General features: G+C 70.6%; 28 protein-coding genes and 1 pseudogene. 16 read left to right on the top strand and 13 right to left on the bottom strand.

Annotation, left to right across the window (positions count from 1 at the left end; translation table 11 throughout):
- Positions 1 to 11: 11 nt before the first annotated feature.
- Positions 12 to 170, top strand: a complete 159-nt coding sequence (locus ACI2L1_RS30795; protein ID WP_404742717.1) for a hypothetical protein — start codon at positions 12 to 14, stop codon at positions 168 to 170.
- 126 nt (positions 171 to 296) lie between these two features.
- The gene (locus ACI2L1_RS30790; RefSeq protein ID WP_404742662.1) at positions 297 to 1,925 is read left to right on the top strand and encodes a serine/threonine protein kinase; all 1,629 of its coding nucleotides are present in this window, start codon (positions 297 to 299) and stop codon (positions 1,923 to 1,925) included.
- On the opposite strand, the gene ACI2L1_RS30785 is transcribed toward ACI2L1_RS30790, so the two are convergent.
- A complete protein-coding gene (locus ACI2L1_RS30785; protein ID WP_404742661.1) occupies positions 1,917 to 3,347 on the bottom strand; it encodes a serine hydrolase in 1,431 nt (476 codons plus the stop codon). The genes ACI2L1_RS30790 and ACI2L1_RS30785 overlap by 9 nt on opposite strands.
- 87 nt (positions 3,348 to 3,434) lie before the next feature.
- Here ACI2L1_RS30785 and ACI2L1_RS30780 point away from each other — a divergent pair, with 87 nt between their 5' ends.
- From ACI2L1_RS30780 to ACI2L1_RS30765, 4 genes are all read left to right on the top strand, one after another.
- Complete coding sequence (locus tag ACI2L1_RS30780; RefSeq protein ID WP_404742660.1) at positions 3,435 to 4,406, top strand: LLM class F420-dependent oxidoreductase; 972 nt, start codon at positions 3,435 to 3,437, stop codon at positions 4,404 to 4,406.
- A 94-nt stretch (positions 4,407 to 4,500) separates the two neighbouring features.
- On the top strand, positions 4,501 to 5,568 hold the full coding sequence (locus ACI2L1_RS30775) for a hypothetical protein (RefSeq protein ID WP_404742659.1): 1,068 nt from the start codon (positions 4,501 to 4,503) through the stop codon (positions 5,566 to 5,568).
- 61 nt (positions 5,569 to 5,629) lie between these two features.
- Positions 5,630 to 6,067: an SsgA family sporulation/cell division regulator gene (locus tag ACI2L1_RS30770; protein WP_404742658.1), complete on the top strand. Its 438-nt coding sequence runs from the start codon at positions 5,630 to 5,632 to the stop codon at positions 6,065 to 6,067.
- 94 nt (positions 6,068 to 6,161) lie between these two features.
- Positions 6,162 to 6,854, top strand: coding sequence for a DUF2238 domain-containing protein (locus tag ACI2L1_RS30765; RefSeq protein ID WP_404742657.1), 693 nt, complete (start codon positions 6,162 to 6,164; stop codon positions 6,852 to 6,854).
- Here the strand turns inward: ACI2L1_RS30765 and ACI2L1_RS30760 are convergent.
- Together ACI2L1_RS30760 and ACI2L1_RS30755 are read right to left on the bottom strand one after the other, a co-directional pair.
- The gene (locus ACI2L1_RS30760) at positions 6,775 to 7,260 is read right to left on the bottom strand and encodes a DUF6328 family protein (protein WP_404742656.1); all 486 of its coding nucleotides are present in this window, start codon (positions 7,258 to 7,260) and stop codon (positions 6,775 to 6,777) included. The genes ACI2L1_RS30765 and ACI2L1_RS30760 overlap by 80 nt on opposite strands.
- Before the next feature lie 76 nt (positions 7,261 to 7,336).
- Positions 7,337 to 8,320 (bottom strand): aldo/keto reductase, encoded by a 984-nt coding sequence (locus ACI2L1_RS30755; protein ID WP_404742655.1) that lies wholly within the window; start codon positions 8,318 to 8,320, stop codon positions 7,337 to 7,339.
- A 202-nt stretch (positions 8,321 to 8,522) separates the two neighbouring features.
- Between ACI2L1_RS30755 and ACI2L1_RS30750 the strand changes: the two genes are divergently transcribed.
- Positions 8,523 to 10,169 carry a cholesterol oxidase substrate-binding domain-containing protein gene (locus ACI2L1_RS30750; protein WP_404742714.1) on the top strand — a complete coding sequence of 549 codons (1,647 nt, stop codon included), beginning with the start codon at positions 8,523 to 8,525 and terminating at the stop codon, positions 10,167 to 10,169.
- Here ACI2L1_RS30750 and ACI2L1_RS30745 read toward each other — a convergent pair.
- From ACI2L1_RS30745 to ACI2L1_RS30735, 3 genes and pseudogenes are all read right to left on the bottom strand, one after another.
- Positions 10,166 to 10,750: a TetR family transcriptional regulator gene (locus ACI2L1_RS30745; RefSeq protein ID WP_404742654.1), complete on the bottom strand. Its 585-nt coding sequence runs from the start codon at positions 10,748 to 10,750 to the stop codon at positions 10,166 to 10,168. The two genes, ACI2L1_RS30750 and ACI2L1_RS30745, sit on opposite strands and share 4 nt — an antisense overlap.
- Positions 10,747 to 12,225 carry an MFS transporter gene (locus ACI2L1_RS30740; protein WP_404742653.1) on the bottom strand — a complete coding sequence of 493 codons (1,479 nt, stop codon included), beginning with the start codon at positions 12,223 to 12,225 and terminating at the stop codon, positions 10,747 to 10,749. Before ACI2L1_RS30740 ends, ACI2L1_RS30745 begins: the two co-directional genes overlap by 4 nt.
- Before the next feature lie 226 nt (positions 12,226 to 12,451).
- Positions 12,452 to 12,641: pseudogene (locus tag ACI2L1_RS30735) on the bottom strand (FAD-binding monooxygenase); the annotation flags it as partial.
- Between the two features lie 246 nt (positions 12,642 to 12,887).
- Here ACI2L1_RS30735 and ACI2L1_RS30730 point away from each other — a divergent pair.
- Positions 12,888 to 13,340, top strand: a complete 453-nt coding sequence (locus ACI2L1_RS30730) for an SRPBCC family protein (RefSeq protein ID WP_404742652.1) — start codon at positions 12,888 to 12,890, stop codon at positions 13,338 to 13,340.
- Positions 13,341 to 13,389: 49 nt separating this feature from the next.
- Here the strand turns inward: ACI2L1_RS30730 and ACI2L1_RS30725 are convergent, their stop codons facing one another.
- Both ACI2L1_RS30725 and ACI2L1_RS30720 read right to left on the bottom strand, forming a co-directional pair.
- Entirely contained in the window at positions 13,390 to 14,085 is a 696-nt protein-coding gene (locus tag ACI2L1_RS30725; RefSeq protein ID WP_404742651.1) for a ribonuclease H, read from the bottom strand.
- Positions 14,086 to 14,106: 21 nt separating this feature from the next.
- Positions 14,107 to 14,688: a TetR/AcrR family transcriptional regulator gene (locus tag ACI2L1_RS30720; RefSeq protein WP_404742650.1), complete on the bottom strand. Its 582-nt coding sequence runs from the start codon at positions 14,686 to 14,688 to the stop codon at positions 14,107 to 14,109.
- A 74-nt stretch (positions 14,689 to 14,762) separates the two neighbouring features.
- Between ACI2L1_RS30720 and ACI2L1_RS30715 the strand changes: the two genes are divergently transcribed.
- Positions 14,763 to 15,551 (top strand): class I SAM-dependent methyltransferase, encoded by a 789-nt coding sequence (locus ACI2L1_RS30715; protein ID WP_404742649.1) that lies wholly within the window; start codon positions 14,763 to 14,765, stop codon positions 15,549 to 15,551.
- On the opposite strand, the gene ACI2L1_RS30710 is transcribed toward ACI2L1_RS30715, so the two are convergent.
- A complete protein-coding gene (locus tag ACI2L1_RS30710) occupies positions 15,548 to 16,348 on the bottom strand; it encodes a VOC family protein (RefSeq protein WP_404742648.1) in 801 nt (266 codons plus the stop codon). The two genes, ACI2L1_RS30715 and ACI2L1_RS30710, sit on opposite strands and share 4 nt — an antisense overlap.
- Before the next feature lie 129 nt (positions 16,349 to 16,477).
- Between ACI2L1_RS30710 and ACI2L1_RS30705 the strand changes: the two genes are divergently transcribed.
- The 4 genes from ACI2L1_RS30705 (at position 16,478) to ACI2L1_RS30690 (ending at position 19,324) form a co-directional block, all read left to right on the top strand.
- Positions 16,478 to 17,485, top strand: coding sequence for a zinc-binding alcohol dehydrogenase family protein (locus ACI2L1_RS30705; RefSeq protein WP_404742713.1), 1,008 nt, complete (start codon positions 16,478 to 16,480; stop codon positions 17,483 to 17,485).
- Positions 17,486 to 17,557: 72 nt separating this feature from the next.
- Positions 17,558 to 17,929 carry a hypothetical protein gene (locus tag ACI2L1_RS30700; protein ID WP_404742647.1) on the top strand — a complete coding sequence of 124 codons (372 nt, stop codon included), beginning with the start codon at positions 17,558 to 17,560 and terminating at the stop codon, positions 17,927 to 17,929.
- On the top strand, positions 17,908 to 18,342 hold the full coding sequence (locus ACI2L1_RS30695) for a response regulator transcription factor (protein ID WP_404742646.1): 435 nt from the start codon (positions 17,908 to 17,910) through the stop codon (positions 18,340 to 18,342). The genes ACI2L1_RS30700 and ACI2L1_RS30695 overlap by 22 nt, the downstream gene beginning before the upstream one ends.
- An 82-nt stretch (positions 18,343 to 18,424) precedes the next feature.
- Positions 18,425 to 19,324 carry an SGNH/GDSL hydrolase family protein gene (locus ACI2L1_RS30690; RefSeq protein WP_404742645.1) on the top strand — a complete coding sequence of 300 codons (900 nt, stop codon included), beginning with the start codon at positions 18,425 to 18,427 and terminating at the stop codon, positions 19,322 to 19,324.
- Between the two features lie 18 nt (positions 19,325 to 19,342).
- On the opposite strand, the gene ACI2L1_RS30685 is transcribed toward ACI2L1_RS30690, so the two are convergent.
- Positions 19,343 to 19,825 carry a VOC family protein gene (locus ACI2L1_RS30685; protein ID WP_404742712.1) on the bottom strand — a complete coding sequence of 161 codons (483 nt, stop codon included), beginning with the start codon at positions 19,823 to 19,825 and terminating at the stop codon, positions 19,343 to 19,345.
- A gap of 256 nt (positions 19,826 to 20,081) precedes the next feature.
- Between ACI2L1_RS30685 and ACI2L1_RS30680 the strand changes: the two genes are divergently transcribed.
- Positions 20,082 to 20,705, top strand: a complete 624-nt coding sequence (locus ACI2L1_RS30680; protein WP_404742644.1) for a ClpP family protease — start codon at positions 20,082 to 20,084, stop codon at positions 20,703 to 20,705.
- Position 20,706: 1 nt separating this feature from the next.
- Complete coding sequence (locus ACI2L1_RS30675; protein WP_404742643.1) at positions 20,707 to 21,309, top strand: ClpP family protease; 603 nt, start codon at positions 20,707 to 20,709, stop codon at positions 21,307 to 21,309.
- Positions 21,310 to 21,630: 321 nt separating this feature from the next.
- Here ACI2L1_RS30675 and ACI2L1_RS30670 read toward each other — a convergent pair whose 3' ends face one another.
- Both ACI2L1_RS30670 and ACI2L1_RS30665 read right to left on the bottom strand, forming a co-directional pair.
- Positions 21,631 to 22,491, bottom strand: coding sequence for an alpha/beta fold hydrolase (locus ACI2L1_RS30670; RefSeq protein ID WP_404742711.1), 861 nt, complete (start codon positions 22,489 to 22,491; stop codon positions 21,631 to 21,633).
- 72 nt (positions 22,492 to 22,563) lie between these two features.
- Positions 22,564 to 23,010, bottom strand: coding sequence for a helix-turn-helix domain-containing protein (locus tag ACI2L1_RS30665; protein ID WP_404742642.1), 447 nt, complete (start codon positions 23,008 to 23,010; stop codon positions 22,564 to 22,566).
- A 337-nt stretch (positions 23,011 to 23,347) separates the two neighbouring features.
- On the opposite strand from ACI2L1_RS30665, the gene ACI2L1_RS30660 reads away from it, so the two are divergent.
- On the top strand, positions 23,348 to 24,244 hold the full coding sequence (locus ACI2L1_RS30660; RefSeq protein ID WP_404742641.1) for an RNA polymerase sigma factor SigF: 897 nt from the start codon (positions 23,348 to 23,350) through the stop codon (positions 24,242 to 24,244).
- Between the two features lie 81 nt (positions 24,245 to 24,325).
- On the opposite strand, the gene ACI2L1_RS30655 is transcribed toward ACI2L1_RS30660, so the two are convergent.
- A complete protein-coding gene (locus ACI2L1_RS30655) occupies positions 24,326 to 24,784 on the bottom strand; it encodes an ATP-binding protein (RefSeq protein WP_404742640.1) in 459 nt (152 codons plus the stop codon).
- Between the last annotated feature and the right edge of the window lie 66 nt (positions 24,785 to 24,850).

Here is a 24,850-nt window from a genome sequence, read left to right as displayed (position 1 = left end):
CGGTGGAGACCGTGACGGCGGCCGGGTGTCCTCTTGCCTGCCGGGTGCTGGAGCGGGTCGGGGACGGCTGCCGACTGGGCCTTGTGGTGTGCGGCGGCGACGCGACCAGCGCCGATGTCATGGCGTGGGCCGATGTGCACATCCTGTCCGTCACCAGGCGGTTCTACTGACTTGAGAGTCAGATATGGGCGACCGGAAAGCGGATTCCATCGGTTGCGGTTTTGATTGAACACACCGCGCCGCACCCGCCGTACCTGTGGGCAAGTTGAGAGCCAGGGGTTCAGGTTCAGCGAGGGATGACCATGGTCAAGGCGCACGTCTCCACACACCAGTTGGTCGCCGGGCATTACCGGCCCCTGGATGTCCTGCACCGGGAGACCAACCGGACCTGCTGGTACGGCGAGGACGTCGCGACGGAACGCGCCTTTCTGCTCACCGAGATCGGTCTTCCGGCCGGCACGGACGAGGAGACCGCGCTCAGGACCGCGGCGGGTGTGGTCCGCATGTCCAAGAGGATGCGGGTGCTGGTGCCCGGCCGGATCGCCGCGGTGGTCGACGCCGTGGTGGAGGACGGTGTCCTGTGGGCCGTCACCGAGCCCGTCGACGGCGTCCCGCTCAGCGATCTCCTCGGCCAGCAGGGGGCGTTCAACCATGTGTGGGCCGCGCACATCGGTCTGGAGCTCCTTGAGGTGCTGGAGGCGGCACACGGCGAGGGCATCACACACGGCGAGCTCAGCCCGTGCCAGGTGTTCGTACGGCACGACGGCACCGTCGTGGTCACGGGTTTCGGTCTGGCCGGCGCGACGCTCGCCCCACGGCTCTCTGCGCCGTCGTACGCCTCGCCCGAACAGGCCCGCGACGAACGCATCGGGCCGACCACCGACCTGTGGGCGCTGGGCGCGATCCTCTACACGATGGCCGAGGGGCGTCCCCCCTTCCGGGACCGCGACCGTCCCGCGGCCACTCTGAAGGGGGTCGACCGGTTGCCCCTGCGGGCGCCGGTGCGCGCCGGACCGCTCACCCAGACCGTGCAGGGGCTGCTGCGCAAGAACTCCCAGGAGCGGCTGACCCGTTCGGCTGTGCGCGACGCCCTCCGCCGGGTCCTCAGCGAGGACCCGGAAGCGGCCCTGCCTGAGGAGCCCCGGCCGCGGCTGCGCGGCACGCACGGCGTGGCCCAGGGCCGCGGCAGTCGGCTCCTGATCGCGGGAACCGCCCTGGCCGTCGTCACGGTGGCCGCCGCCGTCCTCACGGTCACCAATACGCTGCCCGGCACCGACAGCGCGACGACCGGAGAGGCGCCCGCCCCGTCCGCATCCGCCTCGGCCGCCGCCCCGGCACCGACGTCACCCGCCCCGTCGGCCACCGCACCGGGGAACCGTACCGACGAGAGCCCCAGCCCGCCCGGGACGCCCACGCCCACGCCGACCAAGTCGGCGTCCCCGACTGCCGGCGCGGGTCTGCCGCCCGGCTACCGCGAGTACCACTCCCCCGAGGGCTTCTCCATCGCGCTCCCCAAGGGATGGAAGCCGCTGGACACCTCGCGCCAGGATGACCTGGCCTACCGCGTCACCTTCGGCGCCGCCGGCGATCCGCGCACGCTCGCCGTCACCTACAGCAAGGCCGTGGGTACGGACGCCGTGGCCGTCTGGCGCGACGACGTGGAGCCGGGGCTCCGGGACAACCCCGGCTACGAGCGCCTCGGTGACATCCGCGCCACGACCTACCAGGGCCGGGAGGCCGCCGACATGCAGTGGATCGAGGAGGTCGACGGCGCCCGGGTGCGCACCTTCGGCCGCGGCTTCCTCATCGGCGAGGGCCGCGGCTACTCACTGCGCTGGACGGCTCCGGCGGCCGACTGGAAGGACGACGCGAACCAGGAGGCGCTCGACACCTTCCTGACCACCTTCGACCTGCCCTCAGACTGAGCCGCGCGGCGCCCGCATCCGCCGCAGCAGGCCGCCGTGCAGGGGCTGGGTGCGCCAGCGCGCGGTGAAGGTCCGGTCCCCGAGCGAACACGTCACCAGCAGATGGTGGGGCGTCTCCAGGAACGCCACGTCGACGACGAGGGTCTCCGCGTCGGTCCAACCGCCGCTCACCGCGACGGGCACGGGCTCCTCGACGACCGTCCAGCCGGCCTCCCGCCCTGCGAACCCCAGCTCCAGCCGGTCGCCGTCGTCGACCAGAATCACCCGGCCGCCCGGGCCCACCTCGACCGCGGTCAGGGTCGGCTGGTCAGCGCACGAGCCGCCGGAGGGAGCGAAAGCGGCGTCCCACTCCGCCGCCCGGTCCGAAGGGGACGGCTTGCCCTCGGCGGGCGGCAGGGCGAGCCGGGACAGCCGGTCGGCCAGGACCGCGTCGGCCGCCTCCCGTCCGGACAGCGGGCCGGGTCCGAAGGCGGGCAGCAGATGCTCCCAGGCCAGGTCCAGGACCTTCTGCAGCTCCACGGTGTCCGCGGTCATCGCGAGCACCGCGTCCTGCTCGGGAAGCACCACGCAGGACTGCCCGTAGGCCCCGTCCCCGCGGTAGCCGTGCCGACCCATCCAGAACTGGAAGCCGTAGCCCTGCTGCCAGTCCGACCAGCCGTCCTCCGGCGCCTGACTGTGCGAGATCTGGACCCGCGTCGCCTCGGTCACCCAGGACTCGGGCAGCAGCCGCTCGCCCTCCCACACCCCGCCCCGCAGATGGAGGAGACCGAGCCTGGCGATGGCGTCGGTGGTGGCGTGCAGCCCGCTGAAGCCGAGCTCGCGGCCCGTGCGGTCGTGGATCCAGGCCACTTCGCCGATGCCGAGCGGGTCGAACAGCCGGGGCCGCAGGTACTCGGTCAGCGTGCGGCCCGTCACGCGCTGGACGATCGCGGCGAGCGTGTAGGTGGCGGGCTGGTTGTAGGCGAAGACGGTACCCGGGTCCCGGTCCGGGGGGACCAGCAGGAAACCCCGCACGAGCTCGTCCCGGTCCAGGTCGCGCGCCCGGTCCAGCGTCTCCTCCACATGCCCGCTGGCCATGGACGCCACATGCCGTACGAGCACCGCGCGGCTGCGCGGGTCGGTGATGTCGGCCTCGAACTCCGGGAAGTACGAGATCACCGGGTCGTCCAGCCGGATCAGCCCCTCGGCGACGGCGAACCCGGCGGCCGTCGCCGTGAAGCTCTTGCTGAGCGAGTAGAGGAGGTGGACGCGGTCCGGGGCGTACGGCGCCCACCAGCCGGAGGCCACCACCTGGCCGTGGCGCAGGAGCATCAGGCTGTGCGGCTCGATCCGCGGGTCGGATTCGAGGGCGTCGAGGAAGGCCTGTATGCCGGCGCCGTCGACGCCCTGGGCTGCGGGGGTGCTTGTGGGCAGGGAACTCATGGGGGCATCCTGCCTCGTCCACCGGTCTTGATCGAGAGGGCCTCGGAAGAACCGTTTTCCCCTGAGGCCACCGGGGACCCGGGCCCCATGGTGCAAATCGGATACACGATGATGACCGAGCAGGCCGGCCCGCGTGACCTCGTCGGCCATGTGGTGAAGGCGGAAGAGGCCGGCTACGACTTCTCGGTGACCTCGGACCACTACTTTCCGTGGCTGCGGACACAGGGACACTCGCCGTACGCGTGGAGCGTGCTCGGCGCGGCCGCTCAGGCGACCTCGCGCATTCCGCTGATGACGTATGTGACGTGTCCGACCTTCCGCTACCACCCGGCGGTGGTGGCGCAGAAGGCGGCGACCATGCAGCTGCTCTCGGAGGGCAGGTTCCGGCTGGGGCTCGGCTCGGGCGAGAACCTCAACGAGCATGTGGTGGGCGGCGGCTGGCCTTCGGCCGACGTCCGGCACGAGATGCTGGAGGAGGCGCTGGAGATCATCCGCGCGCTGTTCCGGGGCGGCCATGTGAACCACCGCGGAACCCACTTCGACGTGGAGTCGGCCCGGCTGTGGGATCTGCCGGACGAGCCGCCGCCCATCGGTCTGGCCGTCTCGGGCGAGCAGTCCTGCGAACTGGCCGGCCGGCTCGCCGACCTCGTCATCGCCACGGAGCCCAAGGCGGGCCTGCTCGACGCCTTCGACCGGCACGGCGGCGAGGGCAAACCGCGGGTGGGCCAACTGCCCGTCTGCTACGACCCCGACCGGGACACGGCGATCAAGCGGGCGCACTCCCAGTTCCGCTGGTTCGGCAACGGCTGGAAGGTCAACTCCGAGCTCCCCCACCCGGACGCGTTCGAGTCGGCGACCCAGTTCGTCACCCCGGACGACGTCTCGGCGTCCATTCCCTGCGGTGACGACCCTGACGACTTCGTCGAGGCCGTACGGCCGTACGCCGAGGCGGGGTTCACGGAGATCGCGCTGGTCCAGATCGGCGGCGACTCTCAGCCGGAGTTCCTGGAGTGGTCGGCGAGGACACTGCTGCCCGCGCTGCGCGACGCGCTCGGCTGAGCGGGCGGCGCCGCCCGGGCGGTACCTGAGGGTGCAATAGGCTTCCGGCTTGCACATTGTGCGGTCCGAACCAGCCTGCCCAGGAGAAGCACCCGTGACCCTAGCGATCGACCCGTCCGAGAAGTCGGCCGAAACGACCACCGAGGCATCGGCCTCGGCGGCCCCCGCGCCCCTGAACGACCTCGTCGCCCGGGACGCCCGCGAGTTCGGGGTGTATGCGCGGACCGGCGGATGGGCCTTCGGCCTGATGGTGGCGCGCAGTGTGCGGCCCGGCGGCCAGAGCGCGGACGAGACACCCAAGGTGTCCGCGAAGGAGTTCGCCGAACTGGCCGGCTGCTCGCCCGAGCGCGTCATGCGTTACTACAAGGCCTGGGACCGGGCCGCCGACGACGGCATGGTCCCGCACTTCGAGGCCCTGGCACCGGGCCAGGAGGTGGAACTTCCGGACGCCGACGTGTGGCTCGACTACTACGTCTCCCGCAACAGCGCCGGCTCCGAGCGCGGCACCGCCATCGCGGAGGCCGCCGAGGCCGAGGGCATCCGCCCGACGAAGGCCCTGGAGGTCGCCGAGAACCCGACCGCCCTGCGGGCCGCGATCCTCGCCGACCCCTCCACCGCGCGGGCCGCGCGCAGCGCGCTGCTCGACCGCATCAAGGAGGACCCGGAGCTGCAGGCCTCGCTGGCCCGGGACGTCGTGCGCACGGACGACCTGAAGAAGGCCGTGGCCACCGAGAGCCGGGCGGCCGACCGGATCGGCTACGTCCGCCAGATCGCCGAGTCCGGGCAGGTCAAGACGCCGGCCGGCCAGACCATCGACGCACCCGTCGACCTGCGTCAGGAGGCCGAGCGGCACTTGTCCCTCCTTGAGGAGCTGGAGGAGGACGAGGACACCGGCGAGTGGGCGGCCGAGGCCTTCGACACCATGAAGTCCCTCGTCGCCGAGGCCGTGGAGGCCGATCCCGAACTCCGGGTCCAGGAGCGGCGGACGAAGTTCTACAGCAGCCTCCAGAAGGCCACGAAGGTGTTCGAGGAGCTGACCTTCGACGACGCCCAGGACTTCTACGAGGACGACATGGTCCAGCAGCTGGAGGAACTCCAGCAGGCCATCGCCTCGTGCATCACGGCCCTGCGCGGTGCGAAGGGGAATCACCCGGAAGGCTGAGCATCTTGGCCGTGGGAGGGGTACTAGAGGGCTCTACGTCGTTCTCCCCGGAGGCCTCCAGGTGAACTCCTTCGTCCACAGGACCGCGCACAAGACTCTGGTCGTGCAACTGCAGTCGGGCGACACGGGCCGCTGCCCCGTGCTCGCCCACCTGGGGTACGACGCGGCGGACCCGTTCGCCGTCACCGTGGTGTTCAGCCATGACGGCCGGGTGCTGGCGCGGTGGCGGCTGGACCGGGAGATGCTCGCCGACGGGCTGCGCGGTCCGGTCGGAGTCGGGGACGTGCGGCTGAGCCCCGTCTCGACCGGCGTGTGGGAGGAACTGCGCATGGAGTTCTACGGCGACGCCCGCTCCGACGGCGGCCGCCAGCACGCCGTGGTCTTCGCGTGGGCCCCGGCCCTGGCCTCCTTCCTGCGTGAGACCCGCGAGATCGTGCCGCCGGGGCGGGAGGAGGTCTGCGTCGACGAGTTCCTGGCCTCCGTCATCGCGGGGGGCTGAGCCGTACTGATGCGCACACGGGCTGAGTAGCCGTACTCATGCGGCCGTCGACCCCGACCCCGACGATGAGGGCACCTACGCGAAGGAGCCCCTCATGACCGCTGTCCGACGGCCGCTGCCCGTCCTGCTCGCCTGGGCCGTGGTCGCCGCGCTGGCCCTGTCCGCGTGGGGCCCGCGCGACCGCACCACCTGGTTCCTGGAGACGGTGTGGGTCCTGGTCGGGCTGCCGCTGATCGTGCTGACCTGGCGCCGCTTCCCGCTGACCGACCTGCTGTGCTGTCTGCTCGCGGTCCACGCGCTCGTGCTGATCGTGGGCGGTCACTACACCTACGCGCAGGTCCCGCTCGGCGACTGGGTGCGGGACACCTTCGGTCTGGAGCGCAATCCGTACGACCGCTTCGGCCACCTGATGCAGGGTTTCGTGCCGGCGGTTCTGGTGCGGGAGCTGCTCAGCCGTACTTCGCCGCTGCGGGGCAGCCGTTGGCTGGCGCCGCTGACGGTGTGCGCGTGTCTGGCCTTCAGTGCCGTCTTCGAGATGTTGGAGTGGGCCGCCGCGGTGGTCGGAGGTCAGGCGGCGGACGCCTTCCTGGCCACGCAGGGCGATGTGTGGGACACCCAGTGGGACATGTTCTGCGCGCTGATCGGCGCCACGGTGTCGGTGCTGCTGCTCTCACGTCTGCACGACCGGCAGCTCGCCGGATCGGCCCTCACTTCGTCGTATAGCGGCGCCGGGTCCACAGCGGCACCCCGAACCAGCACAGCAGGTACCAGGCCACGACAGCCGTGACGAGCCAGGGCACCCAGCCGTCGTGGGTCGCCACCCGAAGGATGAGCAGCAGGGCCGCCGTCATCGTCAGCAACAGCAGAACGAGGCCCACGAAGGTCAGGCGCGAGGCCCACTCCACGGCCTTCGGCTTGATGCGCCGTCCCGAGACGAGGCGGTGCAGGGACACCGGCCCGATGAGGGCACCGGTCGCGGAGGCGCCCAGGACGACGGTGACGATGTAGATGACCTGGTCGGTGTGGGCCAGGTCGTCGTACTTCGGGGTGAACACGACGGTGAGCAGGAAGCCGAACAGGATCTGCACACCGGTCTGTGCGACGCGGATCTCCTGGATCAGCTCGCCCCACATGCGGTCGGCCCGCTCTTCTTCGGTCTCATCGCGTCCGGTCCGCTGGGCTGCCTGCGTCATGGGGATCCGGGTGACCATGAATCGACCGTTCAAACGGGCCAGGAGCGGCCGTTCGACTGTTCCCGGCACCGAGGGTCTACCAGCGGCTCTCCACCTGGTCCTTGATCCGGCGGTCGTAGATTCCGCGGACGGCAACGAGGGTCTCCTCGGACAGCGGCGGCAGCTTCGCGGCGGCCGCGTTGGCGCGGGCCTGCTCGGGCGAGCGGGCGCCGGGGATGACGGTGGTGACGCCGGGCTGCTCGATGATCCAGCGCAGGGCGAGCTGGGCCGGGGTGTATCCCTCGGGGGCGAGCGCGGAGAACTCGGCGGCGGCCTCGACGCCCGTCGTGTAGTCGACGCCGGAGAACGTCTCGCCGACGTCGAAGGACTCGCCGTGCCGGTTGTAGGTGCGGTGGTCGTTCTCCGGGAAGACGGTGTCCTTGGTGTACTTGCCGGACAGCAGGCCCGAGGCCAGTGGGACTCGGGCGATGATGCCGACGCCCGCCTCCTGGGCGGCGGGCAGCACCTCGCGCAGGGGCTTCATGCGGAAGGCGTTGAGGATGATCTGCACGCTCGCCACACCGGGCCGGGCGATCGCGGTGAGCGCCTCCTCGCAGGTCTCCACGCTGACGCCGTAGTGGGCGATGCGCTCCTCCTCGACCAGGGTGTCGAGGGCGTCGAACACCTCGTCCGTGGAGTAGACGGGGGTCGGCGGGCAGTGCAGCTGGACGAGGTCGACGCGGTCGATGCCGAGGTTGCGGCGGGAACGGTCGTTCCAGGCGCGGAAGTTGTCGAGGACGTAGTTCTCCGGGATCTGGTCGACGCGGCGGCCCATCTTCGTCGCGACCAGCACATGGAGGTCGGGCCTGCTCCGCAGGAACGTGGCGATGGTCTGCTCGCTGCGTCCGTCGCCGTACACGTCGGCCGTGTCGAAGAAGGTGACGCCCGACTCGGCCGCCGCCTCCAGCACCGACAGGGCTTCCTTGTCGTCGACGTCTCCCCAGTCGGCCCCCAGCTGCCAGGTGCCGAGTCCTACGACGGATGCGTGCTGCTGAGACCTGCCGAATGTGCGCTCGTCCATGGCGTCAGTCTGTCATTCGTCGCCGACCTGCGCGGAACTGGCCGCTCCGGGCCTGGGCCTGTGAATTTTTCACCCACACGAGTGACACGTTTCGACGTAGGGCATGCACGTGTCAATGGGCGCCTACCGTGACCCCGTGACTGATCGTTCCGAGAGCAACCACCCGCAGGACAACCCCTCCTGGTCCCGTCGCGGCTTTCTCATGAGCGCCGCCGCGCTGGCCGCCGTACCGATTCTGCTGCCGGCCGACCCGGTGGCCGCGGCCGAGGAGCTGCCCGATTTCCCGGCCGGCGTGGCCCTGCACCGTTCGGCCTATCGGAACTGGGTCGGCGAGATCACCGCCGACGGCCTGTGGGCCTGTGCGCCGACCGGCCCGGACCAGGTGGTCGAGGTCGTCAACTGGGCCTGGCGGCACGGCTGGCGGGTCCGCGCGCGAGGCTCCTCGCACGGCTGGTCGCCCCTGACCATCACGGAGGGCACGGCGTCGGACGCGCCCGTCCTCCTCGTCGACACCGCCTCCCACCTCACCGGCCTGTCCCTGGACTCCGGCTCCGCCGTGCGCGCCGGCACCGGGGCCACTCTGGAGGCCCTGCTGACCTATCTGGAGGAGCACGGACTCGGGGTCACCGCCGCGCCCGCTCCCGGCGACCTCACCCTGGGCGGGGCGCTCGCGATCGACGCACACGGGACCGCCGTCGCGGCCGACGGGGAGGAGCGGCTGCCAGGGCAGACGTACGGCTCGCTCAGCAACCGGATCGTGTCGCTGACGGCGGTGGTGTGGGACGAGGGCAGCGGGGCGTACGTGCTGCGCGAGTTCGGCCGTGCCGAGGCCGACAGTGCCGCTCTGCTCACCCATCTCGGACGGGCCTTCGTCACCGAGGTCGTGCTGCGGCTCGGGACCAACAGCAATCTGCGGTGCGTGAGCCGGGTCGACATCCCGGCTTCCGAGCTCTTCGCGGCGCCCGGCGGTGACGGGCGGACCTTCGCGAGCTTCCTTGAGGAGGCGGGGCGGGTCGAGGCGATCTGGTTCGCCTACACGGAGTTCCCGTGGCTGAAGGTGTGGAGTGTGGCGCCGACCAAGCCGCTCGCCTCGCGGCGCGTGACCTCGCCGTACAACTATCCCTTCTCCGACAACGTGCCGACGCCGGTGGCGGACCTGGCCGGGCGGATGATGTCGGACGCGGCCTGGTATCTGGCGCCGGTGCTCGGGAACGCGCAGCTCGACGTGGCGGCGGTGGGGCTCACGGCGACGCTGTCGGCCGACATCTGGGGGCCGTCGAAGAACACGCTGCTGTACATCAGGCCGACGACGCTCCGGGTGACCGCGAACGGGTACGCGGTGCTGACGAGCCGGGATCAAGTGCAGCGTGTCGTCGCCGAGTTCACGGACTTCTACCGGGAACGGCTGGCCGCGTACACCGCGCAGGGGAAGTTCCCGGTCAACGGGACGGTCGAGATCCGGGTGACCGGGCTCGACGATCCGGGTGAGGTCGGGGTGGAGGGTGCTCGGGCTCCGCTGCTGTCGGCGTTGCGGGCCAACGAGGGGCATCCCGAGTGGGACACGGCGGTGTGGCTGGACATCCTGACGCTGCCGGGGACGCCGTACGCGGAGGCCTTCCTGCGGGAGATCGAGCAGTTCCTCATCGATGGCTATGAGGGGACTCGCGTCGAGTGGTCCAAGGGGTGGGCCTACACGGACGATGCCGTGTGGGAGGACGAGAAGGTGCTGGGGACGACGATTCCCGGGTCGTTCGGTGAGGCGGTGTGGGGGCAGGCGGCCGGGGTGCTGGACCGGCTCGATCCGCACGGAGTGTTCGGCAACGCCTTCCTGGACCGCCTGTTCGGTTAGGGCGTCAAGTGGGCCTGCACGGTGGGGGCATACCGGTTCACCAGTTCCTCCACCCCGCTCGCCCGCAGCCGCGTGCCCCGCGCGATGCCGTACATCACGCCCAGGCCCAGAAGGGTGCCCACCGCCAGTTCGGCCCGCAGGCCCGCGTCGGGGCCCTCCAGTCGTTCTGCCAGGCGTTCCACCACCTGTGTGCGGAAGTTGACGCGCAGGATGTCGCCGTGTTCGCCCTGGACCGGGGCGAACGCGATCCGGAGCAAGGGGTCGGCGCCGCGCTCGATCTGACCGGTGAGGACGTGCCGGACCATGTGGCGGCCCAGTTCGTCCAAGGGGGCGTCGAGCAGGGCCGCCGCGTCGGACTCGAAGGACATCACCCGGGCGAACAGGGCGTCCTTGTTGCCGAAGTACTTCACGATCAACGGCGGGCTGACGCCGGCGCGTTCGGCCACCGCCTTGAGGGTGATGTCGGCGTGGGGGGTGCGGGCCAGGAGGTAGCGGGCGGCCCTCAGGATGGCGGCCTTGGTCGCCTCGGCGTCCCGGCGGGCGGGCGTGCTGGTGGGGGGCGTTGTGCTCACGGCACTCATGCTCCCTCCATCGCCCCGTCCCGCGCTCCCCGGGTGCGCCCCTTGGCCCGGCGGGCGCCCTCGGGCGTGGAGTCGCCGGGTATGGTCAGCGCCGCCGCGCACGCCGCCAGGGCGACCGCGCCCGCCATCGCGAAGGCCAGCAGGTATCCGTGCAGGGTGGGCACGGGAGCGCCGCCGACCGGGCTGGTGTGGTGGACCAGCACCGCGGCGACCGCGGCGCTGGAGGTGGCCTGGCCGATGGTGCGCATGAGGACGTTGACGCCGTTGGCGGAGGCCGTCTGCTCGGCCGGGACCGCGCGCAGGATGAGGGTCGGCAGGGCCGAGTAGGCGAGGGTGGTGCCGGTGGCCACCACGGTCGCGCCCAGGATGATCATCCACAGGTCGCGGCTGTCCGCGATGCGCACCGCGTAGCCGCACGCGATGACCGCGGCGCCGAGGGCGAGCGTGATGCGCGGGCCGCGGGACGTGGAGATCCGGGCGGAGACCGGCGAGAACAGCAGCATCGTCACACCGCCGGGCAGCAGGCACAGACCGGTGGCCACGATGGACAGGCCGAGTCCGTAGCCACTGGCCTTCGGTGCCTGCACCAGCTGGGCCGTGACCAGGGAGTTGGCGTAGAAGGCGAATCCTGTGAGCAGGGCTGCCACATGGGACAGGCCCACGCGCGGGCGGGTGACAAGGCGCAGATCCACCAAGGGCTGTTCGGTGCGCAGCTGGTGCCACCACCACAGGGCGAGGACGACGACGGATGTGCCGAACATGCCCAGGACCGCGGGGCTGCCCCAGCCCCACTGCCCGCCCTGGGACACTCCGAGCAGAAGGCTCACCAGCCCGACTGCCAGCCCCAGGGCACCCGGTACGTCGAAGCGCCCGGGTCGGCGCACCGGCGACTCCCGGACCGCCCACGACACCGCCGTGACACCCAGGGCACCGAGGGCGCTGGTGAGCCAGAACATGGTGTGCCAGTCGGCGTACTGGACGACCGTCGCGGCGAGCGGCAGACCCAGTGCCGCGCCGATACCGACGGTGGAGCTCATCATGGCGACCGCGGAACCCCGGCGTTCGGGCGGCAGTTCGTCGCGCAGGATGCTGATCGACAGGGGCACGACGGAGGCGGCGGCTCCCTGGAGGGCGCGGGCCGCGATGAGCACGGTGATGTCGGAGGACAGGGCGCACATCACCGAGCCGACCGTCATCAGGGCGAGGGCTCCGGTCAGCACCCGGCGCTTGCCGTACATGTCACCGGCCCGGCCGAGCACCGGGGTGAGGACCGCGCCGGACAGCAGGGTCGCCGTGACCATCCAGGAGACGGCGCCGGCCGAGGAGTGCGTCAGCCGGGGCAGGTCCGGCAGCAAGGGCACGACGACGGTCTGCATGACGGCCATGAGCACACCGCACATCGCCAGTACCGGCACGGTGAGCCGGTTTCGCAGGCTCGTTCCGTGCGGTGGGGATATCGGGCCCTGCTGGTCCATCGGCGCTCCGGGAAACGGTGGGTGAATGGCAATTCACTCTAGCGGTGAATCGCCATTCACCCAATAGCGTTTCCGGGCCGCGGGCTACTTTCGGGCGTCCGAGCCGCCGGCGGACAGCTCCCTGGCGTGCACGGTCCGCGCGACCTTCGGACCGAGCCGGCGCTTGAACCTGCGCAGGGCCTCCAGCTGTCCGGGCTTCTCCGGCAGGGCGAGTCCGTCGGCCTCGGATCCAGCCGTGGCCGGTCTCCACGGAGGCGAAGGTGAAGGAGTCGAAGACCTTGCTGCACAGCGGCCTGCGCACCGGGCACCCCGGCAGGGAGGTTGCCGTCGGTGATCTCGTGCTCGAACTCCAGCCGTACGCCCAGCGAGCGGGCCCGTGCGGCGAGGATCTCCAGCAGCCGATGCCGTGGCGTACCAGGTGACCAAGGGCCTCCTCGATCGCGCGGGCCGACTCTTACAGGCCGGCGGGCCCGCCACCGAGGCAGGCGGCCTTTACGCGCACCCCAAGGAATTACCCAAAGTGGTGCATTGGCAACGCAGAGCAGCGGTCCGTGGACATGGACCATTCGACGCCGGATGACGGTCGTCTTGCGACGGTTTGCCCCGCAGGTGGTGCGGTACCCGCGCCGAACACACCAAGAGGACGAAGGAGGGATTCACCCATGTCGCAGGTCGAGGAATCCATCGAGGTCGGCGTGCCGGTGCACACCGCCTACAACCAGTGGACGCAGTTCGAGACGTTCCCCGAGTTCATGAACGGGGTCGAGCGCATCGAACAGCGCACCGACACACTCACGCACTGGGTGACCAACGTCAACGGGGTGCACAGGGAGTTCGATGCCGAGATCACCGAGCAGATCCCGGACGAGCGGGTCGCGTGGACCACGATCGCCGGCGAGGCACGTCAGGCCGGTGCGGTCACCTTCCACCGGCTCGACGAGGGCCACACCAAGGTGATGTTCCAGATGGACTTCCATCCGGACACCATCACCGAGAAGGTCGGCGACAAGCTCGGGTTCGTGAAGCGGCAGACCAAGGGCGATCTGGAGCGCTTCAAGAAGTTCATCGAGGAGCGCGGTCAGGAGACCGGCGAGTGGCGCGGGGCGGTCATCTGACCACCACGGGCCAACTGACCCCTTCCGTACGGCACTTGACGGTCACGGGCTAACCGGCCGCTCCCGTACGGCAGTCCGGGTGCCCCCAGCCCTGGTCGTTCTTGGCGATGGGCTCGCCCGCCGCGTAGGAACGTCCGCACAGACACCGGCCGGGGAACTTGGCCTTGATCGTACGGGAGGACGAACCGCCGCTCCGCTTGGGCGCCTTGGCCCGGGCGGGGCGGTCGGCTTTGGGGGTGTCAGGCGACGGGGGCGGCTCCGGGGAGCCGAGCTCGCTGCTCGCGGGTTCCTGGACGATCGCCGCCTGGCTGGCCGCGCGATCGGCGAAGTCGTTGAGCGGGTCGCCGTCGACCTGGTGGGCGGGGACGTAACGGAACTCGACCGAGCGGCCGTCGAGCAGTTCGTCGATCCGGACGACGAGGTCCTGGTTGGCGACCGGCTTGCCCGCGGAGGTCTTCCAGCCGTTGCGCTTCCAGCCGGGCAGCCAGGTGGTGACGGCCTTCATGGCGTACTGGGAGTCCATCCGGACCTCCAGCGGCACATCCGGGTCGGTCGCGGCCAACAGCCGCTCCAGCGCGGTGAGTTCGGCGACATTGTTGGTGGCCTTGCCGAGGGGGCCGGCTTCCCAGCGGGACGGCCTCTCGCCCTCGTCGGCCACGACCCAGGCCCAGGCCGCGGGTCCCGGATTTCCCTTCGAAGCCCCGTCGCACGCGGCCACCACTCGTTCACGCATGCGCTCGATCATGCCATGAGGCCGGGTGCGCGTTCATCCCACCGTGACGACCGCGGCCACGACCCTGCGGACTTCCCCGTCCCCGGGCGCAGCGCCTTCCGCGTCGGCGAACAACAGGTGCGCGGCCCCGATCAGCGTGGGGGCGAGCAGGTCCACGTCGGCGTCGGCAGCAACGCGCCCGAGGTCGCGTTCCGCGGCGAGATAGCCGGCCACCATCCCGGTGGCCTCGCGCAGCACCGGCACTCCCCCGCCTCTCGCCCGGCGGAGACGGGCCCGCAGGGCGTCCCGGGCGATGACCAGGCCGACGATCCGCAGGGCGATCGTCCCGAAGAGGTCGGTCAGCGCCCCTGTGAGGTTGTCCACGACGGCACCGGTCCCCGCGGATTCGCGCAGAGCTCGGGAGCGGACCTCGATACGGCCGATACGGTCCAGCACCAGCTCGGCGAGGAATTCGTCGAAATCCTCGAAGTGACGGTGCAGAACTCCTTTGGCGACCCCCGCCTCGGTGGTGACCGCCCGGCTGGTCAGCGCGTTCGCCCCGTCCCGGAGCAGGATTCGCTCGGCGGCGTCGAACAACTGCTCCCGCACATCACGGATGGCGATCCCTGTCGGCACGGCCCACCTCGCTCTCTGTCGAACATCCTCCCTGATTCTTGTCGAGTGGGCGCATGCCCACTTAGAGTGGGCGAATGCCCACTTCACCTCGACACACTGAGATCGCCGAGTCGTACGGCAAGGACGCCGAGCGCTACGACCGGACCCGTCCCCGCTACCCGGACGCCCTGGTGGAGCGGATCGTCACCGAGAGCCCCGGCCGGGACGTCCTGGACGTGGGCGCGGGCACCGGGATCGCCGGGCTGGCCTTCCAGGCGCGTGGCTGCCGGGTGCTGGGGGTCGAACCCGACGCGCGGATGGCCGCGTTCGCGCGCGGCAGAGGCCTTGCGGTCGAGGTCGCGCGGTTCGAGGAGTGGGAGCCCGCGGGCCGGACCTTCGACGCGGTCGTCGCGGGTACCGTCTGGCACTGGGTCGACCCCGTGGCCGGTGCGGCTCGGGCGGCCCGGGTACTGCGGCCCGGTGGACGGCTGACCCTCTTCTGGAACGCCTTCCAGCCCGCGCCCGACGTGGCCGAGGCGTTCACCCGGGCCTACGCCCACGCTCTGCCAGACCTGCCGTTCGTGATGGACTGGCGCCGGACCACGGGCCCGGACGCCTACGCGGGCGTCTGCACCACTGCGGCCGACGGGATCCGCGAGGCGTCCGGGTTCGACGAGCCGGAGCAGTGGCGATTCGGGTGGGACCGGGCCTACACCCGCGAGGAGTGGCTGGACCAGGTACCCACCTTCGGCGGCCACGGCCAGCTGCCCGCCGAGCGGCTCGACGCCCTGCTCAGCGCGCTCGGCGACGCCGTGGACGCGCTGGGCGGGAGTTTCTCGATGCACTACACGGCCGTGGCGGTCACGGCGGTGCGCACCGGCTAGGGCACGTCGGCGAGCTCGGGCATCTCACCCTGTGTCGTCGTCACGTCGACGACCGAGAAGCTCGCACCCTGCGGGTCGGTGAGCGCGGCGAACCGGCCGAACGGCGAGTCCATCGGCCCGAACCGCAGGACAGCACCGAGCTTGGTGGCGCGGGCGACGGCGTCGTCGCAGTTGTCCACGTTGAAGTAGACGTTGATGTACGCCGGGACCTGGGGCGGGAACTCGTCCCCCATCTTCATGCGGCCGAGGACGGTGTTGTCGCCGAGGTTGTACATCCGGAAGTCCATGGCGTCGTCCTGGATCTGCCGGGAGCTGTATCCGAAGACGGCGGGGAAGAACGTGTCGGACTTCTCGGGCTCGCGGGTGAAGATCTCGGCCCAGCAGAACGCTCCGGGCTGCTCGGGCGGCGCCTCGAACCCCTCGTGGGTGCCTGCCTGCCACACGCCGAAGACGACGCCGCTCGGGTCACGGCCCAGGCACATCGTGCCGAAGTCTCCGACCTGCATGGGCTCCATGATCACCTCGCCGCCGTTCTCACGGATCTTGGCGGCCGTCGCGGCGGCATCCGGCGACGCGATGTACAGACACCACTGCGACTGCCCCTCCTGCCCCGGCATCGGCGGGACGACCGCGGCCACAGCCTTGCCGTCCGCGTAGGCCTGTGTGTAGTTGCCGTACTCCGACGACGACTCGCCGAATGTCCAGCCGAGGACGTCGCCGTAGAAGCTCTTGGCTCCCTCCAAGTCGCTGAACATCGCATCGGCCCAGCAGGGGGTTCCCTCAGGTTGTACGGCCATGACTGCGGCCTTCCCGATCGGTGGATGGTCCGTTTCCCCACGCTAGCCATGGGTGCGGCGGACCGCGCGTCGAACGGTTCAGACTGGGAGGAAGAGACGGTCCCGGCGAGGACGGGGTGCGGCATGACGATGCACGCGTGGTCGGTGGTGATTGCGGGACAGGTCGAGGAGGGTGGCCTCCGGTTCGTGGAGAGAGCTGTCCCGGTGCCGGGCGACGACGAGCTTCTCGTGCACGTGCGCGCGTGCGGGGTGTGCCGGACCGATCTGCACGTCACCGAGGGCGATCTGCCGGTACGCCGACCGGGGGTGACGCCGGGGCACGAGGTCGTCGGCGTGGTGGCAGGATCCGGCACCGGGGTGCGCGGCTTCGAGGTCGGCGAACGAGTCGGGGTGGCCTGGCTGCGGTGGACCGACGGCACCTGCGCGTACTGCGCCCGCGGGTCCGAGAACCTCTGCCCGGCCTCCCGGTACACCGGCTGGGACGCCGACGGCGGCTACGCGGAGTACACGGTCGTACCGGCGGCTTTCGCCTACCGGTTGCCCGACGGCCCGGACGATGTGTCGCTCGCCCCGCTGCTCTGCGCGGGGATCATCGGCCACCGGGCCCTGCGGCGGGCCTCGTTGCCGCCGGGCGGACGGCTCGGGCTGTACGGCTTCGGCGGCAGCGCCCATCTGTGCGCGCAGGTGGCCCTGGCCGAGGGCGCCACCGTGCACGTCCTGACCCGAGGTGCGGCGGCCCGGAAGCTGGCCCTTGACCTGGGAGCCGCGTCGGCGCGGGAGCCGTACGAGATGCCGCCCGAGCCCCTCGACAGCGCGATCCTCTTCGCACCCGTGGGCGATCTGGTCCCGGTGGCGCTGCGGGCCCTGGACCGGGGCGGTGTCCTGTCGATCGCCGGGATCCACCTCAGTGACATCCCGCCGCTGCGCTACGAGAGCGAGCTGTTCTACGAGAAGGAGGTGCGCAGCGTCACCTCCAACACCCGTGCGGACGGGCGGGAGTTCCTCGCCCTGGCCGCCCGGCACGGCGTGCGCGCGACCACGCACACCTACCCGCTGTCCCAGGCCGACCGGGCACTGCGGGACCTGAAGACCGGTCGCTTCGACGGAGCGGCCGTACTGGTGAACGACCTGCTCTGAGGAGCGCGGGCACTCACGGTGCGCCGACTGCCTCAGCGGCAAGGTTGGCCCGCTCACTTCCCAGGAGGGAACGTGTCCACCATGCGCCTCCAGCTCCGGGTGCGCCGGGGCCGGGTGCAGTTCGAGCAGAACGGCGCCGACGACATCAGGGTCATCCCCCGGACACTGACCGAACTCCCCGCCCTGCGCGGCTACTTGGACACCGAGGTCACCCGCAGCAGCCGCCGGGCGCCGGGGGCGCACAGCGCGGCGAACGTCGCCCCCTTCCCCAGCACCCGGCGCCGCAGGCCGAGTACTCGTCGTCCGTCCCGGAGGCCTTTCGCTCCGGCGCGGACGGGTGCGGCGGTTTCGCCGTCCCCGCGCCGCACGCGTCCGCGCCGGAACTCCCCCGGGCGGGTGCCGGGCGGGCCAGGTGATGCGGAATGCGCCCGCACCTCGCCCTGATCGAGGACGAGCCCGACTTCGCACTGATGTGCCGTTCCTCTCTGGAGCGCGCCGGATTCACCGTCACCTGGGTCATGGACGCCCGCGCCGGAAAGTCCGTGTTCCATGAGAGCCGCGTCGATCTCGCCGTCCTGGACCTGGGGTTGCCGGACGGCAGCGGGCTCGAACTGCTGCGGGCGCTCGGGTCCACGAGCCGGCTTCCGGTCATCGTGGTCACGGGCCGTGGCACGGAGGCGGACCGGGTGGCGGGTCTGGAGATCGGTGCCGACGGCTACCTGGTCAAACCGTTCGCGGTCGCCGGCTTCAGCCAGGGCACGGACCCCGCGCTGTCGCGTGCGGCCGGATTCGACGCCCAACTGACCAAGCCGCTGACCGAGTTGATGGACTTCCTGGAAGGGTCCGGCGGCGAGTGAACCGTGCCGCGCGTCTTCCCCCTTGAGCCCGGCTGTGCTTGCCTGGGGAACCGTTTTTCGACGGCCGGGCCGGGAGTCGCGCATGCGGAGACCGTGGATCGTGGGGGTACTGACCGGAGTCCTGCTGCTCGGCGCCTGCGGTGACCCGTCGGACGGGCCCGAGACCGCGCCGCCCACCCCGGACGTCTCTCGTGCGGCCACGACGCACCAGCGGGCCCAGTCCTCTCCGAGCGCCTCACCCGGGGTCGTCGCGCCGCGGGTGCTGTACCTCGGCGACTCGCTCGCCATGGAGGCCCAGGACGTGCTCGGCCAGGAGCTGCGCCGGCAGCTGCGGGCGACGTACACGAGCGCGCCGTACTCGGGAACCACGCCGTGCGACTACCTGGAGGGGACGGGGAAGAAGTCGCTCGTGCCCGACCGGGACAAGGCGGCCGCGCTGGTCCGCGCGCTGCGTCCGGACTATGTGGTGCTGCAGTTCTGGGGCAACGCGTGGGGCTACACCTGGTGCATGGACGGGATCAGCCATGCCGCCGCACCCCAGAAGTACTTCAGCAGATACCGAGCGGATCTTCGCCGGCTGACCGATCAGATCGCGGCAGCGGGCGGTGAGCGGCGACCGCGGATCGTGTGGGTGGCGCAGGGGCCGGACCCGATCACCCCCGACCGGGTCCGGCGCGTGAACGAGCTGTACAAGGAGCAGGCCGCCGCCTCGGGCGACCTCGTGGCCGACGCGGGCGCGACGGTTGCTCCCGCCGGGGCTCGCTACACGTGGACGCAGCACCTCCCGTGCACCGCCTACGAGCACGAGCACCCCGGCTACTGCACCCAGCCGGACCGCGACCGCACGGCCCTGCACCTCGACAAGGACTACCTGCACTTCTGCCTGGCGCCCACGACGGCCACACCGAAGCCCTGCCCGGTCCGCTCCCCCGGCATCCTGCGGATCGCCCGGGAGATCACACGGGTGATCGGTGCCTCCTGAACAGCGCCGGAAGGGCGCTCACTCGCCCGCGTAGGCCTTGTCCAGGGCCGCGATGTCGAACTTGCTCATCGCCATGAACGCCTTGGTGACACGGGCCGCCTTCGCCGGGTCCGGGTCGGTGATCATGGCCTGGAGGCGGTCCGGGACGACCTGCCAGGACACGCCGAACTTGTCCTTGAGCCAGCCGCAGGGGCCGGGCTCGCCACCGCCCTCGGTGAGCTTGGTCCAGTAGTAGTCGATCTCCTCCTGGTTCTCGCAGAAGACCATGAAGGAGACCGCCTCGGAGAACTTGAACTCGGGGCCGCCGTTGAGCGCGAGGAACTTGTGCCCGTTGGCCGTGAACTCGACGGTCAGCACGCTGCCCGCGGGCTGGGGTGCGCCCTCCGGGTAGCGGGCGATCGTGCCGATGCTGGAGTTCTTGAAGATGGAGACGTAGTGGTGAGCGGCCTCTTCGGCCTGGCCGTCGAACCAGAGACAGGTGGTGAAACCGTCGGTGGCCATGCGTACCTCCTGGGTCGTGGGAACGTCCGTCATCTGTGTCGACTGATCCTCGCCGCGGAACTCATCGGTCGGGCGGCGGACAGACCCAGGTGGCCCACACACTCACGCGAACCAGCAGCATCCGGGCCTGCCTGGGCACACCATCGGGCTCCGCTCTGCCGGTGGCGAATCTGCCACCGGCAGAGAAACCGCCGTAGGGCGTCGTCCTAGGTCAACAGTGGAGTCGACGGCATCCCTACCACCAGGAGGACAGCCCATGACTTCCGTCCGGGCCGAGGAGGGCGACACCCCTCCCTCCCGCTTCGACGACCAGCTGGCCGCTCAACTCCTCGCCCAGCGCATCGTGTTGCTGGGCACCCAGGTCGACGAGGTCTCCGCAAACCGCGTCTGCTCGCAGCTGCTCGTGCTGTCCGCGGAGGACCCGCGCACCGACATCAGCCTGTACATCAACAGCCCCGGCGGCTCGGTGCACGCGGGTCTCGCGATCTACGACACGATGCGGCTCATCCCGAACCACGTCTCCACGCTCGCCATGGGATTCGCGGCCAGCATGGGCCAGTTCCTGCTCTGCGGCGGCACCCCAGGCAAGCGGTACGCCCTGCCCAACGCGCGGATCATGATGCACCAGGGGTCGGCGGGCATCGGCGGCACCACCGCCGACATCGAGATCCAGGCGGAGAACCTGGAGCACACCAAGCGGACCATGGAGCAGCTCATCGCCGAGAACACCGGCCAGAGCCCGGAGACGATCGCGCGGGACGGCGACCGCGACCGCTGGTTCACGGCCGAGGAGGCCAAGGAGTACGGCATGGTGGACCGGGTCCTGGAGTCGCTCGCCGACGTCCGCCCGGCCGCCTCCAAGCGACGGATGGGGCTCTGACATGGCGAACTACACGATTCCGTACGTCGTCGAGCGGACCGCGAACGGCGAACGGTCGTCCGATGTGTTCAGCCGGCTGCTGTCCGAGCGGATCATCTTCCTCGGCACCGAGATCGACGACGGGGTCGCCAACGTCGTGATCGCACAGCTCCTGCATCTGGAGTCGTCGTCGCCGGACAGCGAGATCTCGATCTACATCAACTCGCCCGGCGGCTCGTTCACTTCACTGATGGCGATCTACGACACGATGTCGTACGTGAAGGCGCCGATCTCGACGTGCTGCGTCGGGCAGGCGGCCTCCACGGCCGCCGTTCTGCTGGCCGGAGGGGATCCCGGGCGCCGGTTCGTGCTGGAGCACGCGCGTGTGCTGCTCGGCCAGCCCGCGTCGGGCGGCAGCCGCGGCATGATCTCCGATCTCGCCCTCCAGGCCAAGGAGATGGTCCGGATCCGCTCCCAGGTCGAGCAGGTGCTCGCCCGCCACACCGGCCACGACCTCGCGACCCTGCGCGCGGACATGGACCGCGACAAGGTGTTCACCGCCGAGGAGGCCCTCGCGTACGGGCTCGCCGACGAGGTGCTGAGCCGGCGCCTCATGCGGGTCTAAGCTTCGCGCTGCATGCTGATCTCGGGTCGTCCGGTCGTTTTCCCGACGTCATAGCGGGTCGGCAGGCGGTGGTTCTTGGAGCCAAGTGGCCTTCCTGGTCCGGGTGTTGAGGGTTTCGGCACAACAGCTCGTCCCCGCGCGCGGTCAGGCAGTCGAACGAGTCGTCCCTGAAGCGTGACGCTTTCGCGAACGCTTCCCCCGGGGCCGGTATCAGGCAGCAGACGCACCCTCACGGCCTTCGTCGCGGCCTGGTTCGAGACCCATTTCGATACCGGGCCGCCGCGGTGCCGACAGCCGGGGATGAGGCCAACCGGTGAAACCCTATGCACCCACCGTGCCTTGCACGAATCGTCGCAGGTGCGCACGCACGGCGTCGGGCCGCTCCAGCCAGGGCTCGTGCCCAGCGCCCTCGATCCGCGTCAACGGAAGACCGAGCTGGAGCGCGAGTGATCCAAGAGCCGACACGGGGCGTGGATCGTCAGCTCCACCGAGAAGCTCCGCTCGCGCAGGCAGGCACGCGCGCAGCCCGGCAAGATGCTCATCGAGCGGATCCGCGCGTCCTTCCTTGCCCAGTTCACCGTTCATGGCCCAGTTGACGGGGCGACGCCGACGGGCACCCTGCGCGGCCCAGTGCCACCCGCGTTCGGGATCGGCATGATCGGTGAACCAGGCCAGCGTGAGCAACTCGACTTCCTGCTCCTCCGTACGACACGGCAACTCTTCCAACTCGCGGAGCCGCTCCTGCTGCGCTGCGGACATCCGGCGGTCGCGCTCCGCCCGGTCAGCGGTACGCCAGTCACCGACGAACGGTCCGCACATCAGCAGTATCGCGGCAACCCGGTCAGAGTGCGCCAGGCAGAACCGGCTCGCCAGGTCGGTGCCGTAGGAGTGCCCGATCAGCACGGCTCTGGGCACGTCCCATGCGTCGAGCAGCTCGGCGAGATCGTCGACATGCCGGGCGAAGGAATGGCGGCCCCGCCACGGGGACCGGCCTGTGCCGCGCTGGTCGTACCGGTACACGGGCGCGAGGTCCGCGATCATGAGGGCGACATCACCCAGATAATCCGGCAGACCCGGACCGCCGTGGAGCATGACCACGGGCGGCTGCAGAGTCGTATTCCCCTGCGCCGACCAACGCAACTGCGCGTCGTCGGTCATCGACACGAGGCCCTGCGTCTCCATCAAGATCACCGCGGAGAACCTACCGGTGCCACTGAGGCTCGGCCATAGGTTGAAGAACAGCAGGCCCCCATGTCAGGCCGCCAGGCACATCCCGTCGTACGACGATCCGCGCACCGCCCGGCTGCTGCGGGCGGAGTGCCGGGTCAGCTCGCCCTGGGCCAGCGAGAGCAGATCGCCGAGGCCGAGTCCCAGGGCGTGGGCGGCGGCCGCGAGGACCTCCGAGGAGGCCTCCTTGCGGCCGCGCTCCACCTCGGAGAGATAGGGCATCGAGATCCGGGCCGCATCGGCCACGTCCTTGAGCGTGCGCTCCTGGGCGAGGCGCTCTCGGCGCAGGACGTCACCGACAAGATCACGCCACAGTGGTTCCCTGGTGGTCTCGCCTGGGGCGGGGCCCTGCGGGGCGACCGGACGCGGCGGGGTCGTGGCGGGGCGTTCGGACGGTGGGCGGCCGGTCCCCGGGCGCGCGGACTGCGGGCGCAGGGGGATCACGCGGGCTTGGTTCGGCGCTTGGTTGCTCACCGCTTCAGCCTAGGTTCCGTGGCCGTCCTGGGAAGGGCCCGGTGTTCCGCCCTGGGTGGAATCGGCGGTGCCAGGACGCGGCGTGCGGTGCCGGGCGAGCCCTTCGGTCCCTGTGGACCAGCGATTTTGCGCCGCCGGCGAACCCGATGGGCATGCGTCGTCACTCCTCGGGTACGCGCAAGGTGAGGGAGCTGCGGGCGATTGGCCGGCCGGTGGTCCGGGGAGGCGTATGGAGACGCGTTCCGGGTATCCGGCAGACCGCGCACCAACGCGCAGGACCCGAGACAACCGAGGCCGAAGAGGCAGACGTCGAGCCGTGACTTTCGTGGGAGAGGTAATGCATACCGCCGTCACCGCCGTGAACCGTTCGGAGACGAAGCTCACCGGGCACGCCTGCGGGACCAGGACGGGTGGGACGCCGCTGCCGGGAGTCGAACAGCCGCGGGCCGTCGCCCCGAGGGACGCGCGGGAGCTGTCCCGCCAGTTCTTCCAGCGCCTGACGGAACTTGAGGAGGGGACCCACGAGTACCAGTACGCGCGCAACACCCTCATCGAGATGAACATGTCGCTCGTGCGCTTCGCGGCCGGACGGTTCCGGGGCCGCGGCGACGACATGGAGGACATCGTCCAGACCGGCATGATCGGCCTGATCAAGGCCATCGACCGGTTCGAGGTGTCGCGCGAGGTCGAGTTCACGTCGTTCGCGCTGCCCTACATCGTCGGCGAGATCAAGCGGTTCTTCCGTGACACCACCTGGGCGGTGCACGTCCCGCGGCGCCTGCAGGAGCTGCGCGTCGAACTGGCCAAGGCGCGCGAGGAACTCGCCAGCCGCCTGGACCGCGACCCGTCGGTGGCCGAACTGGCCACCCTGATGAACATCTCCGAGACCGAGGTGATCGAGGGGCAGATCGCCTCGAACGGCTACAACTCCTCGTCCCTGGACGCCGCCCTGACCGGCGACGGCCCCGAGGGCGGCGAAGCAGTGCTGGCCGACTTCATCGGCGTGGAGGAGGACGGGCTGCGGCTCGTCGAGGACTTCCAGTCGCTCGCCCCGCTGATGGCCGAGCTCAGCGACCGGGACCGGGAGATCATCCACATGCGGTTCGTGGAGGAGGCCACCCAGTCGGAGATCGGTGAGCGCCTCGGCTGCTCACAGATGCATGTGTCCCGGCTGATCAAGCGGATCATCACCCGGCTGCGCGAGGGCATGCTGGGCGAGCTGGGCTGCGCCTGAGGCAGACAGCCGACAAGACAGCCACCAATAGGCGGGTGCCGTCCGGGGACGGCACCCGCTCCCCTGCCGGGGGTCACTGCTTCACTGCTTGCCGCTGAATCGGAGTACGGCACGCACGCGCTTGCCCACCGGCACGCGTTCCGCCGCGACCTCCCGCGCCAACGCGTGCACGATCTCCAGGCCGTGCCGGCCGACGCGTTCGGGATCCCGCGGGAACCTGTGGGGCAGGGCGGCGCTGCTGTCGTAGACCGTGACGGCGACCGAGACGTCGGTGCCCTCCAGTTCAAGGATGTACGGCCCGTTGCTGTGCCGGTCGGCGTTGGTGACGAGTTCGCTCACCACGAGGAGCACCTCCTCCTCGGCACGGTCGGCGATGGCGGCACACCACTCGGTTCTGAGCCGGCCGAGGAAGTCCGCGGCGAACGACCGCGCCTCGGCGATACATCCCGGCTCGCCGGTGTAGTGCGCCGCTTGCCGTAGGGGTTCCACGGGCACGTCGAAACCAGTCGGTATCACTGCCCCGTCCAGGTGGTCGATCATGCGTTTCTCTCTCGGAAGCCGGACTGGCCGGACGCTGCTGCACCAGTGCTCGTACCCCGAGTCGCA

This window comes from Streptomyces sp. NPDC019531, from assembly GCF_044903305.1.
Classification (GTDB): domain Bacteria; phylum Actinomycetota; class Actinomycetes; order Streptomycetales; family Streptomycetaceae; genus Streptomyces.
Note: the sequence above shows the minus strand (reverse complement) of the source record. Positions and strands in the feature narration are given on the sequence as shown.